Below are 16,544 nucleotides of genomic sequence, written 5' to 3'. Positions count from 1 at the left end.
TCCCGCCGGCGCCGCCCGTCGGCGGCGTGCACAGCACGCGGCCCGGACCCCGGAAGCCGAGACGCCCGCGCCGCGCTCCGGCCGCACCCTGGCGGTGACCGGAGTCTGCCGCGACGCATCAGGCTCCGGCCGCGGAGGACGCACTCACCGCGTGCCCGCCAGGAGGCATTGCGACGGGCGCGGGCGGGCACCTCCTTCGCTGCCGCCTCCTTCGTTGACACCTTCTTCGCTGATGGCGTCTTCGGCCTGGGCATCTCGTGGACCTTGCCGTGCACTCCGCGCCCTCACCGCGCCTTCGCCGGTCCGGGTCGCGATTCGAATCCCGGATGTGACGGCGCTTCGGAGACCTCTCGCCGGCTGTGGGCGGCAGTCCCCGGCGGGGACCGTCCGTCAGGGCGGAGGCGGGCCGGCCGACTTCGGTCCGGAGGCCTCGTACCGGAGGCCTGCCGCGTACCGGCGCAGCCGACGTCCCGATATGGCAAGTACTTGCTACTCTGGAAAGTAGATGCCGGGGTGGACAAGGGGCTGCTCTGGAGACGACGGGAGGGGCGTGCGATGAGCGAACAGATCGGTGCAGCCGCAGCGTTGAAGGGGATCGCGGGGATCGAGGCGACTGCGCGGGGGCGAAGCCGCTGGTACGTCGGATACCTATGGCTCTTCGCGACCTGGCAGCTTGTCCTGGTTCCCGCCGTGCTGCTGTGGCATGGACCGGTGGGGACACTGACCAGCACACTGGCGAATGCACTCGTGGTCATGGGGCTGTCCCTGTTCGCCACGCGACAGCCTGTGGTTCCGCATGGCTACGGCCGGCTGCACCTCAAGGTGATCGGCGCCTGGGCGGCTGTCCATGTCCTGACGCTCGCCCTCGGCCTCACCGTCTTCGTGGACAGTCTCGCCTACGCGACCGTGGCTGCCTTCGCCTGCGCGCTGCCGGCCGCCGCGGCGGCCTGGCGGGAGGAGTGATCCGCATGAGGCCGGAATCCTCGGCGGACACGGGCCAGGGCCCGCACCCGCGACACGCCCTCGCACCCCTGCTGGCCTCAGCTGTGCGTCTGTCGATCGTCGCGGCCCTCGCTGCTGTGGAGAAAGCCGAGTTCGCCTATGTACGGGATCTCGTCGAAATCACCGACTCCGCCTTGTCGAAACAGGTCTCGCGCCTGGAAGAAGCGGGCTGGGTGGCAGTCGAGAAGGGGCAGGTCGGACGTCGGCCGCGGACCTGGCTGCGTCTGACCGAGGACGGAGCAGCCATGTACCGGCGTCACCTTGCCGCGCTCACGGCGATCGCCGGCCCCCTGCGGTGACAGGCGGGGGCCACTCACACGGCCGCGCGGAACGCCGGCCGACGGAGCGGTCGGAAGGGCCGGCCGGGAGTCTCCGTCGGCGGCCAGTTGGTGGGGAGTCATCCGGCCGTCGACGGTTGCGGTGCGTCCCGTCATGGGAGGGAGGGCGTGACGGGCAGACCGGCCCGGTCAGTGCTTTCGGTTCCGTGCGAGGAAGTCGTTGATGAGCTTCCCCCATTCCTGAGGGCGCTCGGCGAACGGCAGGTGTCCGGTCGGCAGTTCGGCGACCTCGGCGGTGGGGACGGCGGCGGCGAGCTCCCGCTGGAGGTTCGGGGAGATGAGCGGGTCGGCGGTGGTGACGACAACGAGTGCCGGTACCGAGATGCCGGCGAGGTCGCCGCGGACGTCGGCCCTTCGGACCAGGTCGACCTGGTCTCCGGTGCCGACGGGGAGGGCAGGCGCGAGCTGCTCGGCGGCGGCCTGAACCTGGGCCGGGGTGAGGGAGTTCAGGACCGGTTCGCTCAGCGCCATCAGGTTCAGGTACTGGGTCAGCACGGTGTGCTGACCCGATTCGAACAGTTGGTGCCAGATGGATGCGGCGAGGGCGGTGCGGGTGTCGGCGTACGCGAACGTCGCACTCAGCACGAGTGAGCTGACCCGTTCGGGATGACGCGCGGCGAGGCGGATCGCGACGGGGCCGCCGAGCGAGTACCCGCTGACCGCGAAGGTGTCGAGCCCTTCGGCGTCGGCCGCCGCTATCAGCTGTTCCACAAGCTCATCGATTTCCAGGGGTCCCTGGGCCTTCGGGGTGGCGCCGGCGCCGGGGTAGTCGATCCCGACGACGGTGTGCTGTGCGGCCAGCGCATCCATGATCGGTCCGTAGTTGGCCTCGATGCCGCCACCCGCCCCGTGGGCGAGGAGGAGGCCGGGGCCGGCGCCGCGGACGGTGCGGGCGAAGGCAGCGGGTGCGCTCGTGGTCATCGGGGTTCCCTCTCATGGGGTCGGCTGGTCATCACCCAGCTTTAGCGGTCGCTAAAGCTGGGTGATGGGGTGACTCTAGCCGAACTTCTTTAGCGATCGCTACGGACTGGCGGTAGGCTGCGGTCATGAGCAGCGGACACACCCCGGCCAAGGCCGCCCCCAAGCGGAGCCGACGCGCCTTCGACCGCGACCAGGCCCTGGCCGCCGCCCTGCGCGAGTTCTGGACCCACGGTTACGAGACGACCTCGGTCGCCTCGCTCACCGCGGCGATGGGGATCAACCCGCCGAGCCTGTACGCCGCCTTCGGCGACAAGCGGCAGCTGTTCGACGAGGCCGTGCGGCTCTACGTACGCGTGCACGGAGTCCCGATACCGCAGGGCCAGGAAGCCCGCTCGGACATCGCCACCATGCTGCGGCACCTCGCCGCCGACTACACCGACCCCAGTCACCCGCCGGGCTGCCTCATCATCACGGCCGCGAGCAACTGCGGCCCCGGCTCGCAGGACGTGAAAGCCAAGCTGCGCGACATGCGCGAGGAGGCCAAGGCCGCGATCGCCACCCGTATTCGCGCCGACATCGACGCGGGGCTGCTGGCCGCGAACGTCGACGCCGACGGACTGGCGGCCTTCTATGCGGCGGTCATTCAGGGGATGAACCAGCAGGCATGCGACGGCGCGGGGCGGGACGCGCTGGACCGAGTGGTCGACGCGGCGATGGCGGCGTGGCCGCAGGCGCCGCGCGAGGCGGTGCCGTCGGCACCCTGCTGACGACCACCCGTTCCTTTGTACCGGCCGCGCCCGACCCCGGGACGTAGAGTGACGTCGCACCTGCCCGTACGCGGGGGACTCCGATCGGCCGCGGACAGTCGAGGGCACGGTCGGGCTGGACGTCCCGTGGCCGACTGCCTGCCCGGGTTCGGGCTGGACCCGGAGAGCGCGGTGGGGACGCCGCTGCAGTACTTCTGCCGGCCCCGCGGCCGGCCGGGATGTGCGAGCCGCCTCCCGAGGCCGGCTATGGAGCGGCCGACCGCAACGAGCGCGCGAGACACCCCCCGCAGCCCCCGCCCCGGGAAGCGGGGACGGACACCGCGTGGGAGCACACCGCCTCGTTCGTGTGCAGAGCGGCCTGCGGGCGGACGGGCGCGGCCGACTGGAACTCCCTCTCGGCCGGCGGACCTCACCAGCCTGTTCGGAGCGGCATCGGGCCCAGGGCCCCTTCCGCCTCTCCGCCCGTGCCCGGTCTTCTTCGGGGGCACATACGGGCCGCCGGACGACGCCGGGCACCGACCCCGACCGCGGTGACCTCCGCGGTCGGCGTCCGCTACGACGTCGGCTGCGGCCGACCCGCTCGGCCGGCGTACGCGGGACGTGGCGCTGAAACCCCTGCGAGGCGATGCGCCCGGATCGCGGATTCCCCGTATCCCTGTTGCTTGCGTCCGTATGGTCCGTGGCACGGGCGGGCGACGACCAGCGGGACCGCTCGCCCACCTGACCAAGCGGTTCGGCACCGCCGCCGACTGAGATCGAAGACGCGTCATGCGGACCGGAAAAGCGGCTTGAGGCAAGGAGCGGGCAACTATGGTTGAGGTCATGACGATCATGCCGACAGTGGAACCGGCCATCTTCCACGCAGCGTTCCGCGATCAGTTCGAGGTGTTCCTCGACGAGCATCGTTCCGCGCTGCACGACAGCTTGAACGGGCTGACCGAAGAGCAGGCCCGCAGGTCGCTGGTCACCTCCAAGACGACCCTGCTGGGCCTGCTCAAGCACGCCGCGTTCGTCGAGAAGGTCTGGTTCGACGAGGCGATCACCTGCCGGTCCCGCGCGGACATCGGCATTCCCGCCACGCCCGACGAGTCCTTCGATCTCGACGACGCCGACACCGTCGCCTCGGTCCAGGACGCCTACCGGCAGGCGTGCGCGGCGTCGCGCGAGGCCACCGCCCGGCTCACGCTCGACGATGTCGTACAGGGCAACCGCCGGGGCCCGCTGCCGCTGCGGTGGGTCTACCTGCACGTCCTGCGTGAACTGGCCCAGCACTGCGGCCACGCCGACATCCTGCGCGAGCAAGTCCTCGACGGCACCACACCGGTCGGCTGAAGCGGTGTGCTCCTGCGCGGGGACCGGTTCGGGCTACCGACACGGGGTCCTCGTGCTCGCGCCGTCTCCTCAGCGCTGATCCCGCACCGAGGGCCGCCGGAGACGTCGCCGGACTGCGGCCCCCGCTCCAGGGCTCCCTTCCCGGCGGGCGTGCCCGGCATCCGTGCGCCGGAGCCGGACCCGCGGTGGGGCGTGGCCACATCACTGGACCATCCGGCCCGAGCGCGGGCCGCGGATTCCGGCCGCCGACGGCCCGGTGTCCTCAAGGCCCTCGACAGGCCCACCGCCGACGGTGGGAAGATCACCATCACGTCCGTCGCACGCGCCGCCGACGTCCACCGCGGTCCGCTCCACCGGCACAGTGACCTCCCGGGCGGGTCCGGCTGGACGGCTTTCAGCCCGGACGGCGGAACCCTCGTCACCGGCGGCTTCCCCTCCTCGGCGGTGCATGTGTGGGATACCCGGAGCCACCGTCGGCTCGGACCCTCGAAGCGGTGAGCAGAACGATTGCCTCCGTTGCCTGCAGCCCGGACGGCAGCATCCTGGTCACGGCGGGCGGAGGCGGAGAACTGCGGCTGTGGGACGTCACCACCCACCGCCGCCTCACCACTCTCACTGACCACACCGGCGTCGTCGTGTCCGTCGCGGTCAGCCCCGACGGCCAGACACTGGCGACGACCGGTGACGACCGCACCGTACGCTTGTGGGACATCGATACCCACCAGCAGTTGGCCCTGTACACCGGTCACACCGGTGGCGTGCAGTCGGCCATCTTCGCCCCGGACGGGGACGCCCTCGCCACCACCAGCAGCGCCGACGGAACCGTACGGCCCACGAGAAGGAATGGCACCGCTACGTACCTGACGGAGTCGCGTACCACCGGGTCTGCCCCTGAGCCGTGCCCGAAACCACGACGCGCATCCGCACGACAGCCCCTTGCCGGATTCGCCGGCCTCCGCCACGAGCACTTGCGTTATGGGTACGGACTGGCCCGCGGGGGAGACTCCGACACACCGGCGCATGGGCAGAAGCGGATGGTCCCCGCGCGGTGGGGCCAGTGGCCGGAGGGGAGACGCGCGGCCCGGAGGGCGGCACGGTCGTGTTGACGGGCCTCAGCTTCCCCGGTGACCCAAGGGAGCGATCTCCTCCCATGGCCTCCAGGCGTTGGTGCAGCCCTCGGGTCGGCTTCAGCAGTACATGGACGGTGGCGTGTCCGGCCCGGACGCGGTTGGCGAACCGGCCGCTCCGCAACGGGGCCCTGTATATGGGGTTGCACCTTCCGTAGCGGCATGTGGTCCGGTGGACTTACGTCCCGATCCCTTGAGGAAAGGTCCTTGCTCATGCATTCGTCTTTCACGCCACCCCGCCAGGTCAAGATCGGTGACGCGGCGGCCTTCGTCGGCAGCACGCCACGGGCGATTCGCCATTACCACGAGATCGGGCTGCTCCCCGAGCCTGAGCGGGGCGGCGACGGCCGCCGCCGCTACGGGTACGAGGACATGATCCGCCTGCTGTGGATTCGCAGGATGGCCGATGCCGGGATCGCCCTGGACGACATCCGTGACGCCTTTACCACCGGCATGGCTTCCGCCGGTGCGGACAGCGGAGACGGGATAGCGGGCATCCTGGAGCGGTTGGAGGCAACTCTCGCCGAGCAGGAGGCGCAATTGCGGCGGCAGCGGACCGTCGTGCAGCGGATGCGCACCGAAGGCAGCCGGATGGGCCTGCTCTCCGGTTTCGTCACCGAACGCCTCAAGAGCCTGCCTGAGGGCTCCCTGCGCCACGCGGACCTGGACAGTCTGCTGGTCACTGAGCGGATCTTCGGCCCGCTCGGCGCGGCCGTCCAGGCCACCCGCTTCGTCGCCTTGGCCACGCATCCCACCCTGCGGGAGGATTCCGACCGCATCGACGAGGCCGAGGAGGCACTCGATGACAGCGTCGCCGTCGATGATCCACGGGTGGTCCAAGTGGCCGTCGAGCGGCACGCCTTCGAAAGCGCCCTGCAGGCCGTCATCGAGGAGTCCGGCCTGGGGAAGGACGACGATGCCCTCTACGACACCTGGGAAACGTTGCACCCTGCTACCGCCGATGACGGCGAGGACGAGGCCGACCTCGGCTCTCACAGGCGGGAGGCTGACTCCATGAGCGCGTTCGAAGCCACCGGCAAGATGCCCTACGACTTCTCCCCGGCCCGTCTGCGCTGTATGGAACTGGCCGAAGAACTCTCCGCCCAAGACTCACCCGCTACCTAGGACACGTCCCAGCGGCCTTCGCCTGCCCCAACTCTCTCCCACCATCCCGACCCGGTGATGCCACCATCTCGGCCCGCTCCGACACTGTGGAGCAGCGGCGTTCGGTGCTGCCGCCGTCTGCCGCTGTCCTGTGGATGAGGTACGCCTCTCGGAAGGCCGGTCAGACCCTTCGCGCTCGGGAGCGCCGGTTGGAAGCACACGGCGGCACGCGCACGGTGACGGGGCGTTCGGGCTGGCTCCGGCAGATGACATGCTCGGTACGGGGGGCTGCTCAGGGGGAACGGAAGTCCTTCGCTTGCGGATACGTCACGTGGGTGCAGCCGCGTCGCTTCGTGATGTCGTCGACGTAGGCGCGAAGCAGCGCGGTCAGCGCCTGAGGGCCGAGCACGCTGTCATAGGTGTAGCTGGAGCTGAGGGTGTGCAGGGCGGGCTTGCCGTCGCAGATGGAGGAGGCCCACCACGCACCGCTTCCGTGTCCGGCCGTTCCCGCTGTGATGACCGTGTCCCCGTCGCCAAGGGCGTCGTATCCGACCGCGTGCGCGTCCGCGCCGAAGAAGGAGGCGGTCCGCAGCCACCACGGCGAGTGGGTGAGCGCGCTGCGTGCGGAATCGTGTTGGTCGTCGGGCAAGCCGTCGTCGATACGGTCCACCTGGTCGGGGCCGACCGCCAGAAGGCAGCTTTCGACGGGGGACGCGTCCAGGGCAGGTGTCGCGAGGGCGCGGTCCGGCAGCCGGCCTTGCCCTTGCTCCTGGATGTGCCGGGCGAACCAGCGGCATGAACCGTCCGTCGCCCGCGCGGGGCGGAGGCCGGAGGGTACGGACGGCAACCGGTGGTCAGGCAGGGCGGGCAGCCGGCTGTGGCAGCCGATCCGCTCGGTGAGCGCCGCGGTGGCCGAGCGGGCGATGCGGGCGAGACGCTCACGGTCCGCTGCGGAGACGTCGTCGTAGTCGGCTCTGGCCGTGACGTTCAGCAGCTTCGGGGCCGTCCCGCGGCTGCCGGGGTCGCACTCGGCACGGATGGTGGTGTACCAGTCTCCGTACCGGCCCAGGGTGCCGTTGCCGATGGGCCGCGGTTCGGGGCGCCGGTCGGCGATCGCGGTGACATCGGATCTCTGACGGCGGGGACTGTCGTGGAACGGTTCGAGATCGTTGTCGTCACCGATCCAGTGCAACGGCGTGAAAGTGCTGCTGACCCGCACCGTCAAGGTGAACAGACCTGTGGTCTTGCCGGAATCGGGCACCTTGTAGACGGTGCAGGAACCGGGCAGCTCGTCCACATCGAGCCTGAATCTGTGGTAGTCGCTGGCTTCTGCCCGGATCATCCCGCCCTGGAGGTCCATCACCGCGGCTCCGGACACAAGCCGGTCGCACGCCGCGCTGATGGCGCGTTCGCTGGAAGCGCGGTCCCGGATGTCGTCGAACGTCAACCAGCCCGCGTACAGACTCAGTGCGATCCCGCCACACGCCGTCCACTGGCCCAGCCTGATCCACCCAGCGCGCATCGCGCACTCCCCTCGGAACCCGTCCGGCGATCACCGCCGCCCGGGCACCGAGCGTAGATGGACGGTCTCACGCAAGCCGAGGCAGGTCTGGCCACGCCGGCGTCGCCCAGCCGGTGCCTGCGGTGACACCCCCGCTCAGCGCCGGTTCCGCGCTCGCCCCGGAGCTTCCCCGGCGCGGCGACCGCACCACGGAACAGCGATCGGGTCCCGCGTCTTCCAGAGCGTCGGTCACGGCGTGCTGGGCGGGGTGTTCGCGCTGAACGGCCATGACCCGCGAGCGGCCGGTCGACCCGGTGTCCCAGGGCAGATGACCTGCTTCGCGCCCGACACGTCGGAATGGGAAGCGATGGAGACGGGTCACTCGGTATGGATCTCCCGGATGCTGTCCGGACGGCTGGAGACGTTCTATGAAGGGCTGCGCCGCCCAGGCTGGCGTGAGGAGGCGGCCGCGTTGCAGGTGGCAGTGCCGGCCGCAGGTCGAGCCCGCGGAGGCGCATGACAGGCTGATACCCCATGATCGATGATTTCGCGAAAGAGTACCTGCACCGCGGCCTCCGAGACATACGCGAGGCGATGCTCTGGAAGCTCGACGGGCTCGGCGAGTACGACATCCGCCGCCCCCTGACCTCGTCGGGTACCAACCTTCTCGGTCTGGTCAAACACCTGTCGCTTTTGGAGTCCGCATACTTCGGTGAGGTCTTCGACCGGCCGTTCCCCGAGCCTCTGCCCCGGTGGGACGATGCCGAGGAACACGGTGCCGACATGTGGGCGACCGAGCACGAGACGCGCGGCGAGATCGTCGACCGTTACCGCCGGGCCTGGGAACACTCAGACGCGACGATCACCGCCGTCGCCATCGACTCTCCCGGCCACGTGCCCTGGTGGCCACGCCCCGACGTGAAGCTGTTCGACATCCTGGTCCACATGCTCACCGAGACAAGCCGGCACGCTGGACACGCCGACATCCTGCGCGAACAACTCGACGGGTCGACAGGCACAAGAGCCCAGTACGCCACTTCACAGCGCGACGCCACCTTCTGGGAAGCCCGGTGGGCGAAGATCGAGCGAACCGCCAAAGCAGCGGTCACGCCCGATCATGCCGGTTCCCACGACTCCATGCGCTGAAGGTCAGTACGACCAAATTCGTTGGACAGGACAGCGACGACGTTTGCCCGTACATGGGTTTTGATCCCACTCTCCTGGTCCGGTCGGTCACGTACCTGTCACATCCGTCTCGGCAGGTATGCGGAGCCGGGGTGGCGATGGATCTGCGTCTGGTCGATGTCGAGTGGGCTGACGGTGCGGACAGCGGGCCGCGGAAGTCCGTCTGGAGGCGGTGTCCCGGGTCCGGTTCGAGTCGCGGCTGGAGCGTGACCGGGCCATGCTCCTCGATCCTGACAGGAGGGCGGCGGGGCTGGCCTCCCAGCCGTTCCGGGATCCGGCACGTGCGGCGGCTGGCCGGGCGCTCGGCCGGTCCCGCGGCGGGTTGACGACCAAGGTCCATTTCGCCTGCGACGGCCGGGGCCTGCCCCTTGCCGCCCGTGGTCACGGGGGCCCGCGACGGGGCCGTCCGGCCCCGACCCGGGGCACCACAGCACGTCCATGACCTCGTCGAAGACGGTGAAATCGCGTACATTGCCGAGGGAGAGGGCGTACTCGTCACGGGCGATCCGCCAGACCCCGCGGCGCAGGGGCATCCGGGCAGTGATCCCGGAGCGGTCGGACCAGAAGGCCAACCATGTGCGGCGCGGCCAGCCCGGCGGTGGACCGCCGGTCTTCGACCGCGAGCTCGACAAGGCCCGCAATGTGGCGAACGCTGCTGTGAAGCGACGATGAGACACATGCTCGTGGTTCGCCGGAAGGGCGATGCCGCCGTCAATTCACCTCCGGCCCGAACCGGCGCTTGTATGCCGACGGAGTGATGCCGGTCTCGCGGCGCATCAGCGTGCGCAGATTGGCAGCGGTGCCAAGCCCACTGCGCCGCGCGACCACCTCGAAACGGGACTCACCTCGCTCGATCAACCGGCACGCCAGGGCAAGTCGTTCGCCCGTGAGCCACGTCAACGGCGTCGTGCCCAGTTGCGCCTGGAACCGGCGGTGCAGCGTCGCCGGACTGACCGCCGCACGCGCCGCAAGGTCGGACACCGCGAGCGGTGAGTCCAACCGTTCCTGGGCCCACGCCAGGACAGGCGCCAGGGACTCGTCCGGCAGGTCGGGCATGGGACGCTCCACGAACTGCCGCTGCCCACCGTCCCGGTGCGCCGCGAAGACCAGTCGCCGGCTCACAGAGTTGGCGACCTCCGCGCCGTGGTCGCGGCGGACCACATGCAACCCGAGATCGAGCGCAGCCGCGCTCCCCGCGGCGGTGAGGATGTCACCGTCATCCACGAACAGCACGTCTGATTCGAGCCGGACAGAAGGGAAGCGGGCCCGGAAGGAATCCGCCCACTGCCAGTGCGCTGTGGCCCGGCGCCCGTCGAGGACTCCGGCCTCGGCCAGCGTGAAGGCGCCGCTGCAGAAGCCGACCAGGCGTGCACCGCGCGCGTGCGCCCGTCGGACGGCATCGAGCACGGCGGGGCGGCGGGGCACCTCGATGTCCGGGCGATTGGGGACGATCAAGGTATCCGCCGCGTCGGCCGCTTCCAGATCGGCAACGCCCGTGAGCGTGAAGAACCCGTCTCGCATCACAGTGCGGGGCTCCGGGGAGCAGAGGCTGAAGTCGTAGAGATCACGGCCGATCTCCGGTCTGCGCAGACCGAAGACCTCGGTCGCGCAGCCGAGCTCGAAGGGGTTCGAGTTCTCGTCCACGATCACAACGACCCGGTGTACGTCCGCCGCGTGGATTGCCTGCGAGGATTCTTTCGTCATGTGCGATTCCTAGCACTCACGGCGGCTGGGCGAAACGGCGCAGGATGAACCCATGAGTAGCGAACCCATGCCCCTCAGCAAGGCTCTGGCGTCCTTCGATGCCCTGTGGAGCCCCCGCATCGTCACGCGCGTCAACGACTATGACGTCCGCATCGCCAAGGTCAAGGGCGAACATGTCTGGCACGTCCACGACGACACCGACGAGTTCTTCCTGGTACTCGACGGCGAGCTGCACATCTCCTTGCGCGAGCCCGATGGGGAGCGCACGGTCCTGCTCCCTCGGGGAGCGGTCTTCACCGTGCCCCGAGGCACGGAGCACAAGCCGTACGCTCCCTCCGGCGCCGCAATCCTCATGTTCGAGCCCGCCGGGACACCGACCGTGGGTGATCGCCACGATGAGATCCCGGACCACGTGGACGCAACGACCGGGCACGTACTCGACACCTGAGACGACAGCCTTTCCGGGCGTCAGCCCGTCTCCGGGCACCGAGACACCGACAATCGGCGTCCGCCACTGAAGCGGCCCGTCCGGCGCGACGCGCTAAGACGTCGTTTCACTTGGTAAGTCGTCCGTAGTTGATGAGGCTAGTGGCGGTGGCGGTGAAGGCGAGGAAGCGCTCGGGCTTGCGTTCGTACCGTCGGTGCAGTCGGCGGCAGGCAGCGGAGAGCCAAGGCATGGTGCGCTCTACCACCGGAGCCTCCTCTGGGGCTGGGGAGGCCGGCTGCCGAAGGCGGGCGAGCCGCAGGGCTCCAGGGCGGCGCGCCCGCGCTGAGCGGTGGCGCGGTGTCGGCGATGCGCAGCAGGGAGCTGCGACGTCGCGGACACCGGCGAACCATCCTTCCTCGAAGCGCTGCTCGGACCTGTGCGGGGTGCTGCTCTCCGAGATCGGGTGTGGGCGCCGGCCACCGCCACGGCCCAGCTTCGGCATGATGTCGTCCGCCTGCTCGTCCGCGATCCCGATGACGGCCAGGACCTGGAAACCGTGAACCGCGCTTTCGTTGCCTCGTGTTGGTGTCGGCTGGTACGGGCCAGCTCCTGGCCGTAGGTGTCGGCATCGTGTTGTTCGGTGCGCGTGCTGCGCCTTCCTGCGAGTGGCGGGCGGTGAGGTCCATCGCGGAGAACGCGCCGTCGTGGATACGCAGCGCCACCTGATCGCGGTGCGGGACGTCGACCACGTCGAGGACGGGCCCGGTGCCTCGTACGAGGCGGAACATCCCGGAGGTGTGCATGGTGTCGCCGGTCTCGCGTCGTCGAGGAGCGCGCGGACCTTCGGCTCTGGACGGGTGAGGCGGCTGGAGGTCCCGCCGTCCTCCTCGTCGGCCGCCACTGCTCGATGCTGGACCCGCCGTCCGCGACCCCCTGGTTCGGCCCGGTGCGCGACTGCCTCGTCATGGCGCACAGCACCGCCGAGCTGGTCGTGCGGGAGGGCTACGGCCCGGGCGCGGCCGTCGGCGCCTTCGACGTCGGCCTGGTGCGCTGGGGTGCTGGCGAACGCGGCGGAGCTGCCGCAGGCCGCGCGCCGGCCTGAGCACTTCGTCGACGCCCAGCAGCGGCTGGCCCGTACCGTGTACGACCTCGTCGCCGAGCCGCTGCGGGAGTTCCCCGTGCCCGTGATCGAGGAGGCCGCGGACCTCGTGCGGCACATCGTCGCCGCGATGGCCGGACGCTTCGGCGCCCCGGAGGACGAGGCGTTGGTGCGCGTGCTGGCCTTCTTCGAGGGCTGGGACCTCACCGACGACTCGGAGGTCGGCACCCTCGCCTTCATCGGCCACCAGTCGCCGGATGAGTGGGCCGGGTCCATCTACTTCGGACTCGACTTCCACGAGGTGCGGCCCGGGATGGACCCGAGCGCCCTGACGCCCGGGCCGATGCCCGACTGGTCGCCGCCGGGCCGCTGAGCACGCGGGGGCGGGATCTTCTCGTTGCCGGAGGGTCCTGACACGGGTGTCCGGTGAGGGCCTTACGTCATCGTGACGACGACCTTGCCTGCCTTCGCACGTCCCTTCTCGACGTACTCCATGGCCTCCCGGGTCTGATCGAACGGGAAGACACGGTCGACGACGGGACGGATCTTCCCGGCCTCGATGAGCGGCGTGAGTTCGCCCAGCTGGTCGCCGCTGGCCTTCATGAACAGGAACGAGTACGTCACGCCGCGGCGCTGGGCGCGGCGCCGGGTCCTGAAGCTCAGTGCGCTCATCGCCAGTCGCAGGATCGGGTTCGCGCCCAGCTCGCGGGCGAAGGCCGCGTCGGGAGGGCCTGCGACGCTGATGACCTTTCCGCCGGGCTTGAGCACCTGCAGGGACTTCTCGAGCGTCTCACCGCCGAGGCTGTCCAGAACGAGGTCGTAGCCGTGGAGGACCGTTTCGAAAGCCTGCCTCTTGTAGTCAATGACGAGGTCCGCGCCGAGCTCCCTCACCAGGTCGACCTTGGCCGTGCTCGCGGTGGCGGCCACGTGCGCGCCCAGCCGCTTCGCCAGCTGGACGGCGATGGTGCCGAGGCCGCCGGAGCCCGCGTGGATCAGGACCTTCTGGCCCGGCTGCACCTGCGCCCGTTCGACCAGCGCCTGCCACGAGGTGAGGGCGACCAGCGGGAGGGACGCGGCCTCCTCCATGGTGAGCGTGGCCGGTTTGATCGCGACGTCGTCCTGGTGGACGGCGATGAGTTCGGCGAACGTGCCGATGCGGCCCTCGTCGGGCCGGGCGTAGACCTCGTCGCCCACCGCGAACCGTGTGACGGCCGAGCCCGCCCGGACCACCACGCCGGCGAGGTCGTTGCCCAGGACGAGCGGGAGACGGTACGGCAGGATCGCCTTGAGGTCCCCGTCGCGGATCTTGAGGTCCAGCGGGTTGACACTCGCCGCCTGGATACGGACCAGGACGTCGTCGGCGCCCACCTGCGGGTCGGGCATCTCGGCGGCGCGCACGCCGGCCCTGTCGCCGTACCGCTCGATCATGAAGGTCTTCATCGTTGTCTCCGTTGCCCGTCTGCGTGGGGCAGGTCTCTGTCCGTCCCGGACTCTCCCGGTAACAGGACGCTTTGCGGGATCTACTTCGGTTCCTTGGGGCCCGCTGACGCGGGAGCGTCAGTCCACGGGTGCGGCCGGGGCGATGACACGGTTGGTGTCGCCTTCTTGGATGCCGCTCAGGGACCCGGCGATCGCCTGTGGGGGACTCCGAGGGGCACCGCGCCGACTCCCGAGAGCCGGGCGAACTGCTTGGGGGTCATTGGACGTCGTGCGCGCCCGGGCAGTGGTCGAGCTGAGTGAGGTCGCGCGGCCCGATGGCCAGGGACGAGTGAGGTCGCGGACCGGGCGGCTCGCTCCCGTACCCAGGCCATAGACACCTGGCCGGGCGTCATGCCGGTCTCCTCGGCGATGGCCAGGACGGTGTCGACGACGGCGGTCGTCTGGTCGGTGCTCTTCAATGTGGATCATCGCCCCCAGGTCGCTCAGCCGCCCCTCGGTGCTGTGCCGGTACTTTCCGGTGAGCAGTCCGCCGCCGAGCGGGGACCACAGGGCGGCGCCGAGTCCGAGGCTCTCGGCCATGGGCAGGAGCTCGCGGTCGGCGGTGCGCTCGACGAGGCTGTACTCGTGCTGGATGCCCAGCAGGGGCGCCCAGTTCTTGAGGTCTGCGAGGGTCACGGTACGTGAGACGCGCCAGACGGAGAAGTCGGACAGGGCGGCGTGGTGGATCTCGACCTCACCAGGTCGTCGAGCCCGCGCAGGATCTCTTCCATGGGGGGGTGAGCCCGTCGGGGAAGTGCGGCCGGAGCAGGTCGATGTGATCGGTGCCCAGGCGCTTCAGGCCGGCCTCCACCGACGCGACCACGGTCTCGCGGCTGTTGCCCGTCCTGGAGACGCTCGGCTGGGACGCCGCCCCGAGGGTGAACTCGGTGGCCAGGACGAAGGGCGCGGGCGGCCCCGTCCCGCGTTCCGGTCGGCGCCGATGAGCTCGCCCGTCAGGTCTTCCGACTCGCCGAACCGGTAGGTGTCCGCGGTGTCGATGAAGGTGCCGCCCGCTTCGGCGAATCGGTCGGACATGCGGCGTGCCTCGTCCGGCTCGGCGCCGGCACCCCAGCGGGTGCCGGCGTTCGCCGTGCCGAGCGCGTACTCGGACACGCGCGGTCCGGTCCGGCGGCCGAAGGCCGTGTAACGCATCAGGTGGTCTTCTCAGAAGGGGGGGCGGGAGGTGTCTCACGCCGCATTCGGCGAAGCGGCCAGGCTCTGCCTGACGTACCGGGTGGTCTCGTCGGCGAGGATCTCGGCCAGGCCCGCCTCGATGCCCTGCAGAGCCTGGGCGGCGACATCGGCGGGGTCGGCCTTCTGCTCGGCGGGAACGTCCGCGGCCATGTCGGTGTCCATGTAGCCGACGTGCAGCGCCGAGACCGTGATCCCGCGGGGCGCCAGTTCTTCCCGGGCCGCGTTCGTCAGCGCCCAGGCCCCGGCCTTGGCCGCCGCGTAGGACCCGAGGCCGGCCGGGTGCAGCCAGGACAGGACGGACAGGACGTTGAGCACGGCGCCGCCGCCGTTGGATTCGATGACGGGCGCGAAGGCCCGCGTCACGGCGAGGGGACCGAAGAAGTTCGTCTCCATCTCCAGGCGCACCGAGTCCAGGTCGCCCGCGATCAGCGGCGTGGCGGTGGAGATGCCCGCGTTGTTCACCAGCAGCGTCGCGTCGGACGCGGCACGGACCGCGGCCCGGATCGACTCCTCGTCCGTCACGTCCAACCGCAACGGGAGGACTCCGGGCAGGTCCACCGTCTCGGGGCGGCGGGCCGCCGCGTACACCTTCGCCCCCCGCTCCACGAGCTGGGCGGCCAGCTGCCGCCCGAGCCCCCGATTGGCGCCGGTGACCACCGCGACCGCGTTCTTCAGTTCCATGCCCACTCCCAGCGTTCCGGGTGCCAAGCACCCTGCGCAAATTAGATTATGACCACAATCTAAACCCTGGTCTATGATAGATGTCAAACGACATCCAAATGGGGAGGTGGCTGATGGGCCGCGTATCGCAGGCGCAAGCGGAGGAGAACCGCCGACGCGTCGTGCAAACCGCCTCCCGGCTGTTCCGGGAGCAGGGCACACACGTCAGCGTCGCCGATCTCATGAAGGCGTCCGGTCTGACCCACGGCGGCTTCTACAAGCAGTTCGCCTCCAAAGAGGCGCTCATCGACGAAGCCACCGCCCACGCGTTCGATGAACTCGCCCGGCTCCGCAACGACGGACTCGAGCAGCACGACGGGCGGCGCGACGCCGCCCAGCAGGCGCTGATCGACACCTACCTCTCGATCGAGCACCGTGACAGCGCGGCAAACGGGTGCCCCGCCGCCGCGCTCGCCGGCGACATGGCGCGCCAGCCCGGAGATCACGAGGCTCGCCGCGTCTACACCGAGGGAGTGGGCGACTTCGCCGAGTGGCTTGCCACCGAGGACCAGGACGGCATCACCCGGCTGTGCACCATGCTCGGCGCACTCGTCCTGGCCCGGGCCACCAAAGGCTCCCCGCTCTCCGAGGAGATCCTCACCGCCGCACGCGCAGCCTTGACGGCAACCAGCTGATCAGGGGCA

At 70.2% G+C, this 16,544-nt stretch carries 19 protein-coding genes and 3 pseudogenes; 14 read left to right on the top strand and 8 right to left on the bottom strand.

Translation table 11 applies throughout. The features are described from left to right. Positions 1–555: 555 nt before the first annotated feature. Together PUR26_RS11410 and PUR26_RS11405 are read left to right on the top strand one after the other, a co-directional pair. The gene (locus PUR26_RS11410; RefSeq protein ID WP_329871740.1) at positions 556–963 is read left to right on the top strand and encodes a hypothetical protein; all 408 of its coding nucleotides are present in this window, start codon (positions 556–558) and stop codon (positions 961–963) included. 5 nt (positions 964–968) lie between these two features. Further along, positions 969–1,301 (top strand): winged helix-turn-helix domain-containing protein, encoded by a 333-nt coding sequence (locus PUR26_RS11405; protein ID WP_329871739.1) that lies wholly within the window; start codon positions 969–971, stop codon positions 1,299–1,301. Positions 1,302–1,469: 168 nt separating this feature from the next. Here the strand turns inward: PUR26_RS11405 and PUR26_RS11400 are convergent, their stop codons facing one another. After that, the gene (locus tag PUR26_RS11400) at positions 1,470–2,261 is read right to left on the bottom strand and encodes an alpha/beta fold hydrolase (RefSeq protein ID WP_329871738.1); all 792 of its coding nucleotides are present in this window, start codon (positions 2,259–2,261) and stop codon (positions 1,470–1,472) included. A gap of 125 nt (positions 2,262–2,386) precedes the next feature. Here PUR26_RS11400 and PUR26_RS11395 point away from each other — a divergent pair, with 125 nt between their 5' ends. The 4 genes from PUR26_RS11395 (at position 2,387) to PUR26_RS11385 (ending at position 6,612) form a co-directional block, all read left to right on the top strand. Then, positions 2,387–3,028, top strand: a complete 642-nt coding sequence (locus PUR26_RS11395) for a TetR/AcrR family transcriptional regulator (protein ID WP_329871737.1) — start codon at positions 2,387–2,389, stop codon at positions 3,026–3,028. Between the two features lie 822 nt (positions 3,029–3,850). Beyond that, positions 3,851–4,360, top strand: coding sequence for a DinB family protein (locus tag PUR26_RS11390; protein WP_329871735.1), 510 nt, complete (start codon positions 3,851–3,853; stop codon positions 4,358–4,360). A 452-nt stretch (positions 4,361–4,812) separates the two neighbouring features. Next, entirely contained in the window at positions 4,813–5,466 is a 654-nt protein-coding gene (locus PUR26_RS34660; protein WP_443077036.1) for a WD40 repeat domain-containing protein, read from the top strand. Between the two features lie 234 nt (positions 5,467–5,700). After that, complete coding sequence (locus PUR26_RS11385; RefSeq protein WP_329871733.1) at positions 5,701–6,612, top strand: MerR family transcriptional regulator; 912 nt, start codon at positions 5,701–5,703, stop codon at positions 6,610–6,612. A gap of 271 nt (positions 6,613–6,883) precedes the next feature. On the opposite strand, the gene PUR26_RS11380 is transcribed toward PUR26_RS11385, so the two are convergent. Continuing rightward, entirely contained in the window at positions 6,884–8,113 is a 1,230-nt protein-coding gene (locus tag PUR26_RS11380) for a hypothetical protein (RefSeq protein ID WP_329871731.1), read from the bottom strand. Here PUR26_RS11380 and PUR26_RS11375 point away from each other — a divergent pair. The 4 genes and pseudogenes from PUR26_RS11375 to PUR26_RS11360 all read left to right on the top strand — a co-directional run. Then, on the top strand, positions 8,022–8,612 hold the full coding sequence (locus PUR26_RS11375; protein ID WP_329871730.1) for a DUF2625 family protein: 591 nt from the start codon (positions 8,022–8,024) through the stop codon (positions 8,610–8,612). The two genes, PUR26_RS11380 and PUR26_RS11375, sit on opposite strands and share 92 nt — an antisense overlap. Positions 8,613–8,626: 14 nt before the next feature. Beyond that, positions 8,627–9,238 carry a DinB family protein gene (locus tag PUR26_RS11370; protein WP_329871729.1) on the top strand — a complete coding sequence of 204 codons (612 nt, stop codon included), beginning with the start codon at positions 8,627–8,629 and terminating at the stop codon, positions 9,236–9,238. A gap of 310 nt (positions 9,239–9,548) precedes the next feature. Then, positions 9,549–9,653, top strand: a pseudogene (locus tag PUR26_RS11365) (IS5/IS1182 family transposase); the annotation flags it as partial. Positions 9,654–9,760: 107 nt separating this feature from the next. Continuing rightward, positions 9,761–9,943, top strand: a pseudogene (locus tag PUR26_RS11360) (IS5/IS1182 family transposase); the annotation flags it as partial. 45 nt (positions 9,944–9,988) lie between these two features. On the opposite strand, the gene PUR26_RS11355 reads toward PUR26_RS11360, so the two are convergent. Further along, complete coding sequence (locus PUR26_RS11355; protein ID WP_329871728.1) at positions 9,989–10,981, bottom strand: GlxA family transcriptional regulator; 993 nt, start codon at positions 10,979–10,981, stop codon at positions 9,989–9,991. A gap of 52 nt (positions 10,982–11,033) precedes the next feature. Here PUR26_RS11355 and PUR26_RS11350 point away from each other — a divergent pair, with 52 nt between their 5' ends. Continuing rightward, entirely contained in the window at positions 11,034–11,429 is a 396-nt protein-coding gene (locus PUR26_RS11350; protein ID WP_329871727.1) for a cupin domain-containing protein, read from the top strand. 106 nt (positions 11,430–11,535) lie between these two features. Here the strand turns inward: PUR26_RS11350 and PUR26_RS11345 are convergent. After that, positions 11,536–11,673: pseudogene (locus tag PUR26_RS11345) on the bottom strand (IS5/IS1182 family transposase); the annotation flags it as partial. Positions 11,674–12,315: 642 nt separating this feature from the next. On the opposite strand from PUR26_RS11345, the gene PUR26_RS11340 reads away from it, so the two are divergent. Together PUR26_RS11340 and PUR26_RS11335 are read left to right on the top strand one after the other, a co-directional pair. Then, the gene (locus PUR26_RS11340; RefSeq protein ID WP_329871725.1) at positions 12,316–12,510 is read left to right on the top strand and encodes a hypothetical protein; all 195 of its coding nucleotides are present in this window, start codon (positions 12,316–12,318) and stop codon (positions 12,508–12,510) included. Next, positions 12,464–12,880, top strand: a complete 417-nt coding sequence (locus tag PUR26_RS11335) for a hypothetical protein (RefSeq protein ID WP_329871724.1) — start codon at positions 12,464–12,466, stop codon at positions 12,878–12,880. Before PUR26_RS11340 ends, PUR26_RS11335 begins: the two co-directional genes overlap by 47 nt. A 62-nt stretch (positions 12,881–12,942) precedes the next feature. On the opposite strand, the gene PUR26_RS11330 is transcribed toward PUR26_RS11335, so the two are convergent. The 4 genes from PUR26_RS11330 to PUR26_RS11315 all read right to left on the bottom strand — a co-directional run bounded on the left by PUR26_RS11330 (position 12,943) and on the right by PUR26_RS11315 (position 15,861). Further along, on the bottom strand, positions 12,943–13,947 hold the full coding sequence (locus PUR26_RS11330) for an NADP-dependent oxidoreductase (protein ID WP_329871722.1): 1,005 nt from the start codon (positions 13,945–13,947) through the stop codon (positions 12,943–12,945). 117 nt (positions 13,948–14,064) lie between these two features. Further along, positions 14,065–14,622 carry an aldo/keto reductase gene (locus tag PUR26_RS11325; RefSeq protein WP_329871720.1) on the bottom strand — a complete coding sequence of 186 codons (558 nt, stop codon included), beginning with the start codon at positions 14,620–14,622 and terminating at the stop codon, positions 14,065–14,067. A gap of 159 nt (positions 14,623–14,781) precedes the next feature. After that, positions 14,782–15,138, bottom strand: coding sequence for an aldo/keto reductase (locus PUR26_RS11320; RefSeq protein ID WP_329871718.1), 357 nt, complete (start codon positions 15,136–15,138; stop codon positions 14,782–14,784). A 36-nt stretch (positions 15,139–15,174) separates the two neighbouring features. After that, on the bottom strand, positions 15,175–15,861 hold the full coding sequence (locus PUR26_RS11315; RefSeq protein WP_329871717.1) for an SDR family oxidoreductase: 687 nt from the start codon (positions 15,859–15,861) through the stop codon (positions 15,175–15,177). 113 nt (positions 15,862–15,974) lie between these two features. On the opposite strand from PUR26_RS11315, the gene PUR26_RS11310 reads away from it, so the two are divergent. Beyond that, positions 15,975–16,535 (top strand): TetR/AcrR family transcriptional regulator, encoded by a 561-nt coding sequence (locus PUR26_RS11310; RefSeq protein WP_329871716.1) that lies wholly within the window; start codon positions 15,975–15,977, stop codon positions 16,533–16,535. The last annotated feature ends 9 nt before the right edge of the window (positions 16,536–16,544 follow it).

The sequence above is a fragment of the Streptomyces sp. SP18CS02 genome, from assembly GCF_036322365.1.
Classification (GTDB): domain Bacteria; phylum Actinomycetota; class Actinomycetes; order Streptomycetales; family Streptomycetaceae; genus Streptomyces.
The sequence above is the reverse complement of the archived record's forward strand: the minus strand, read 5'-3'. Positions and strand labels throughout refer to the sequence as shown.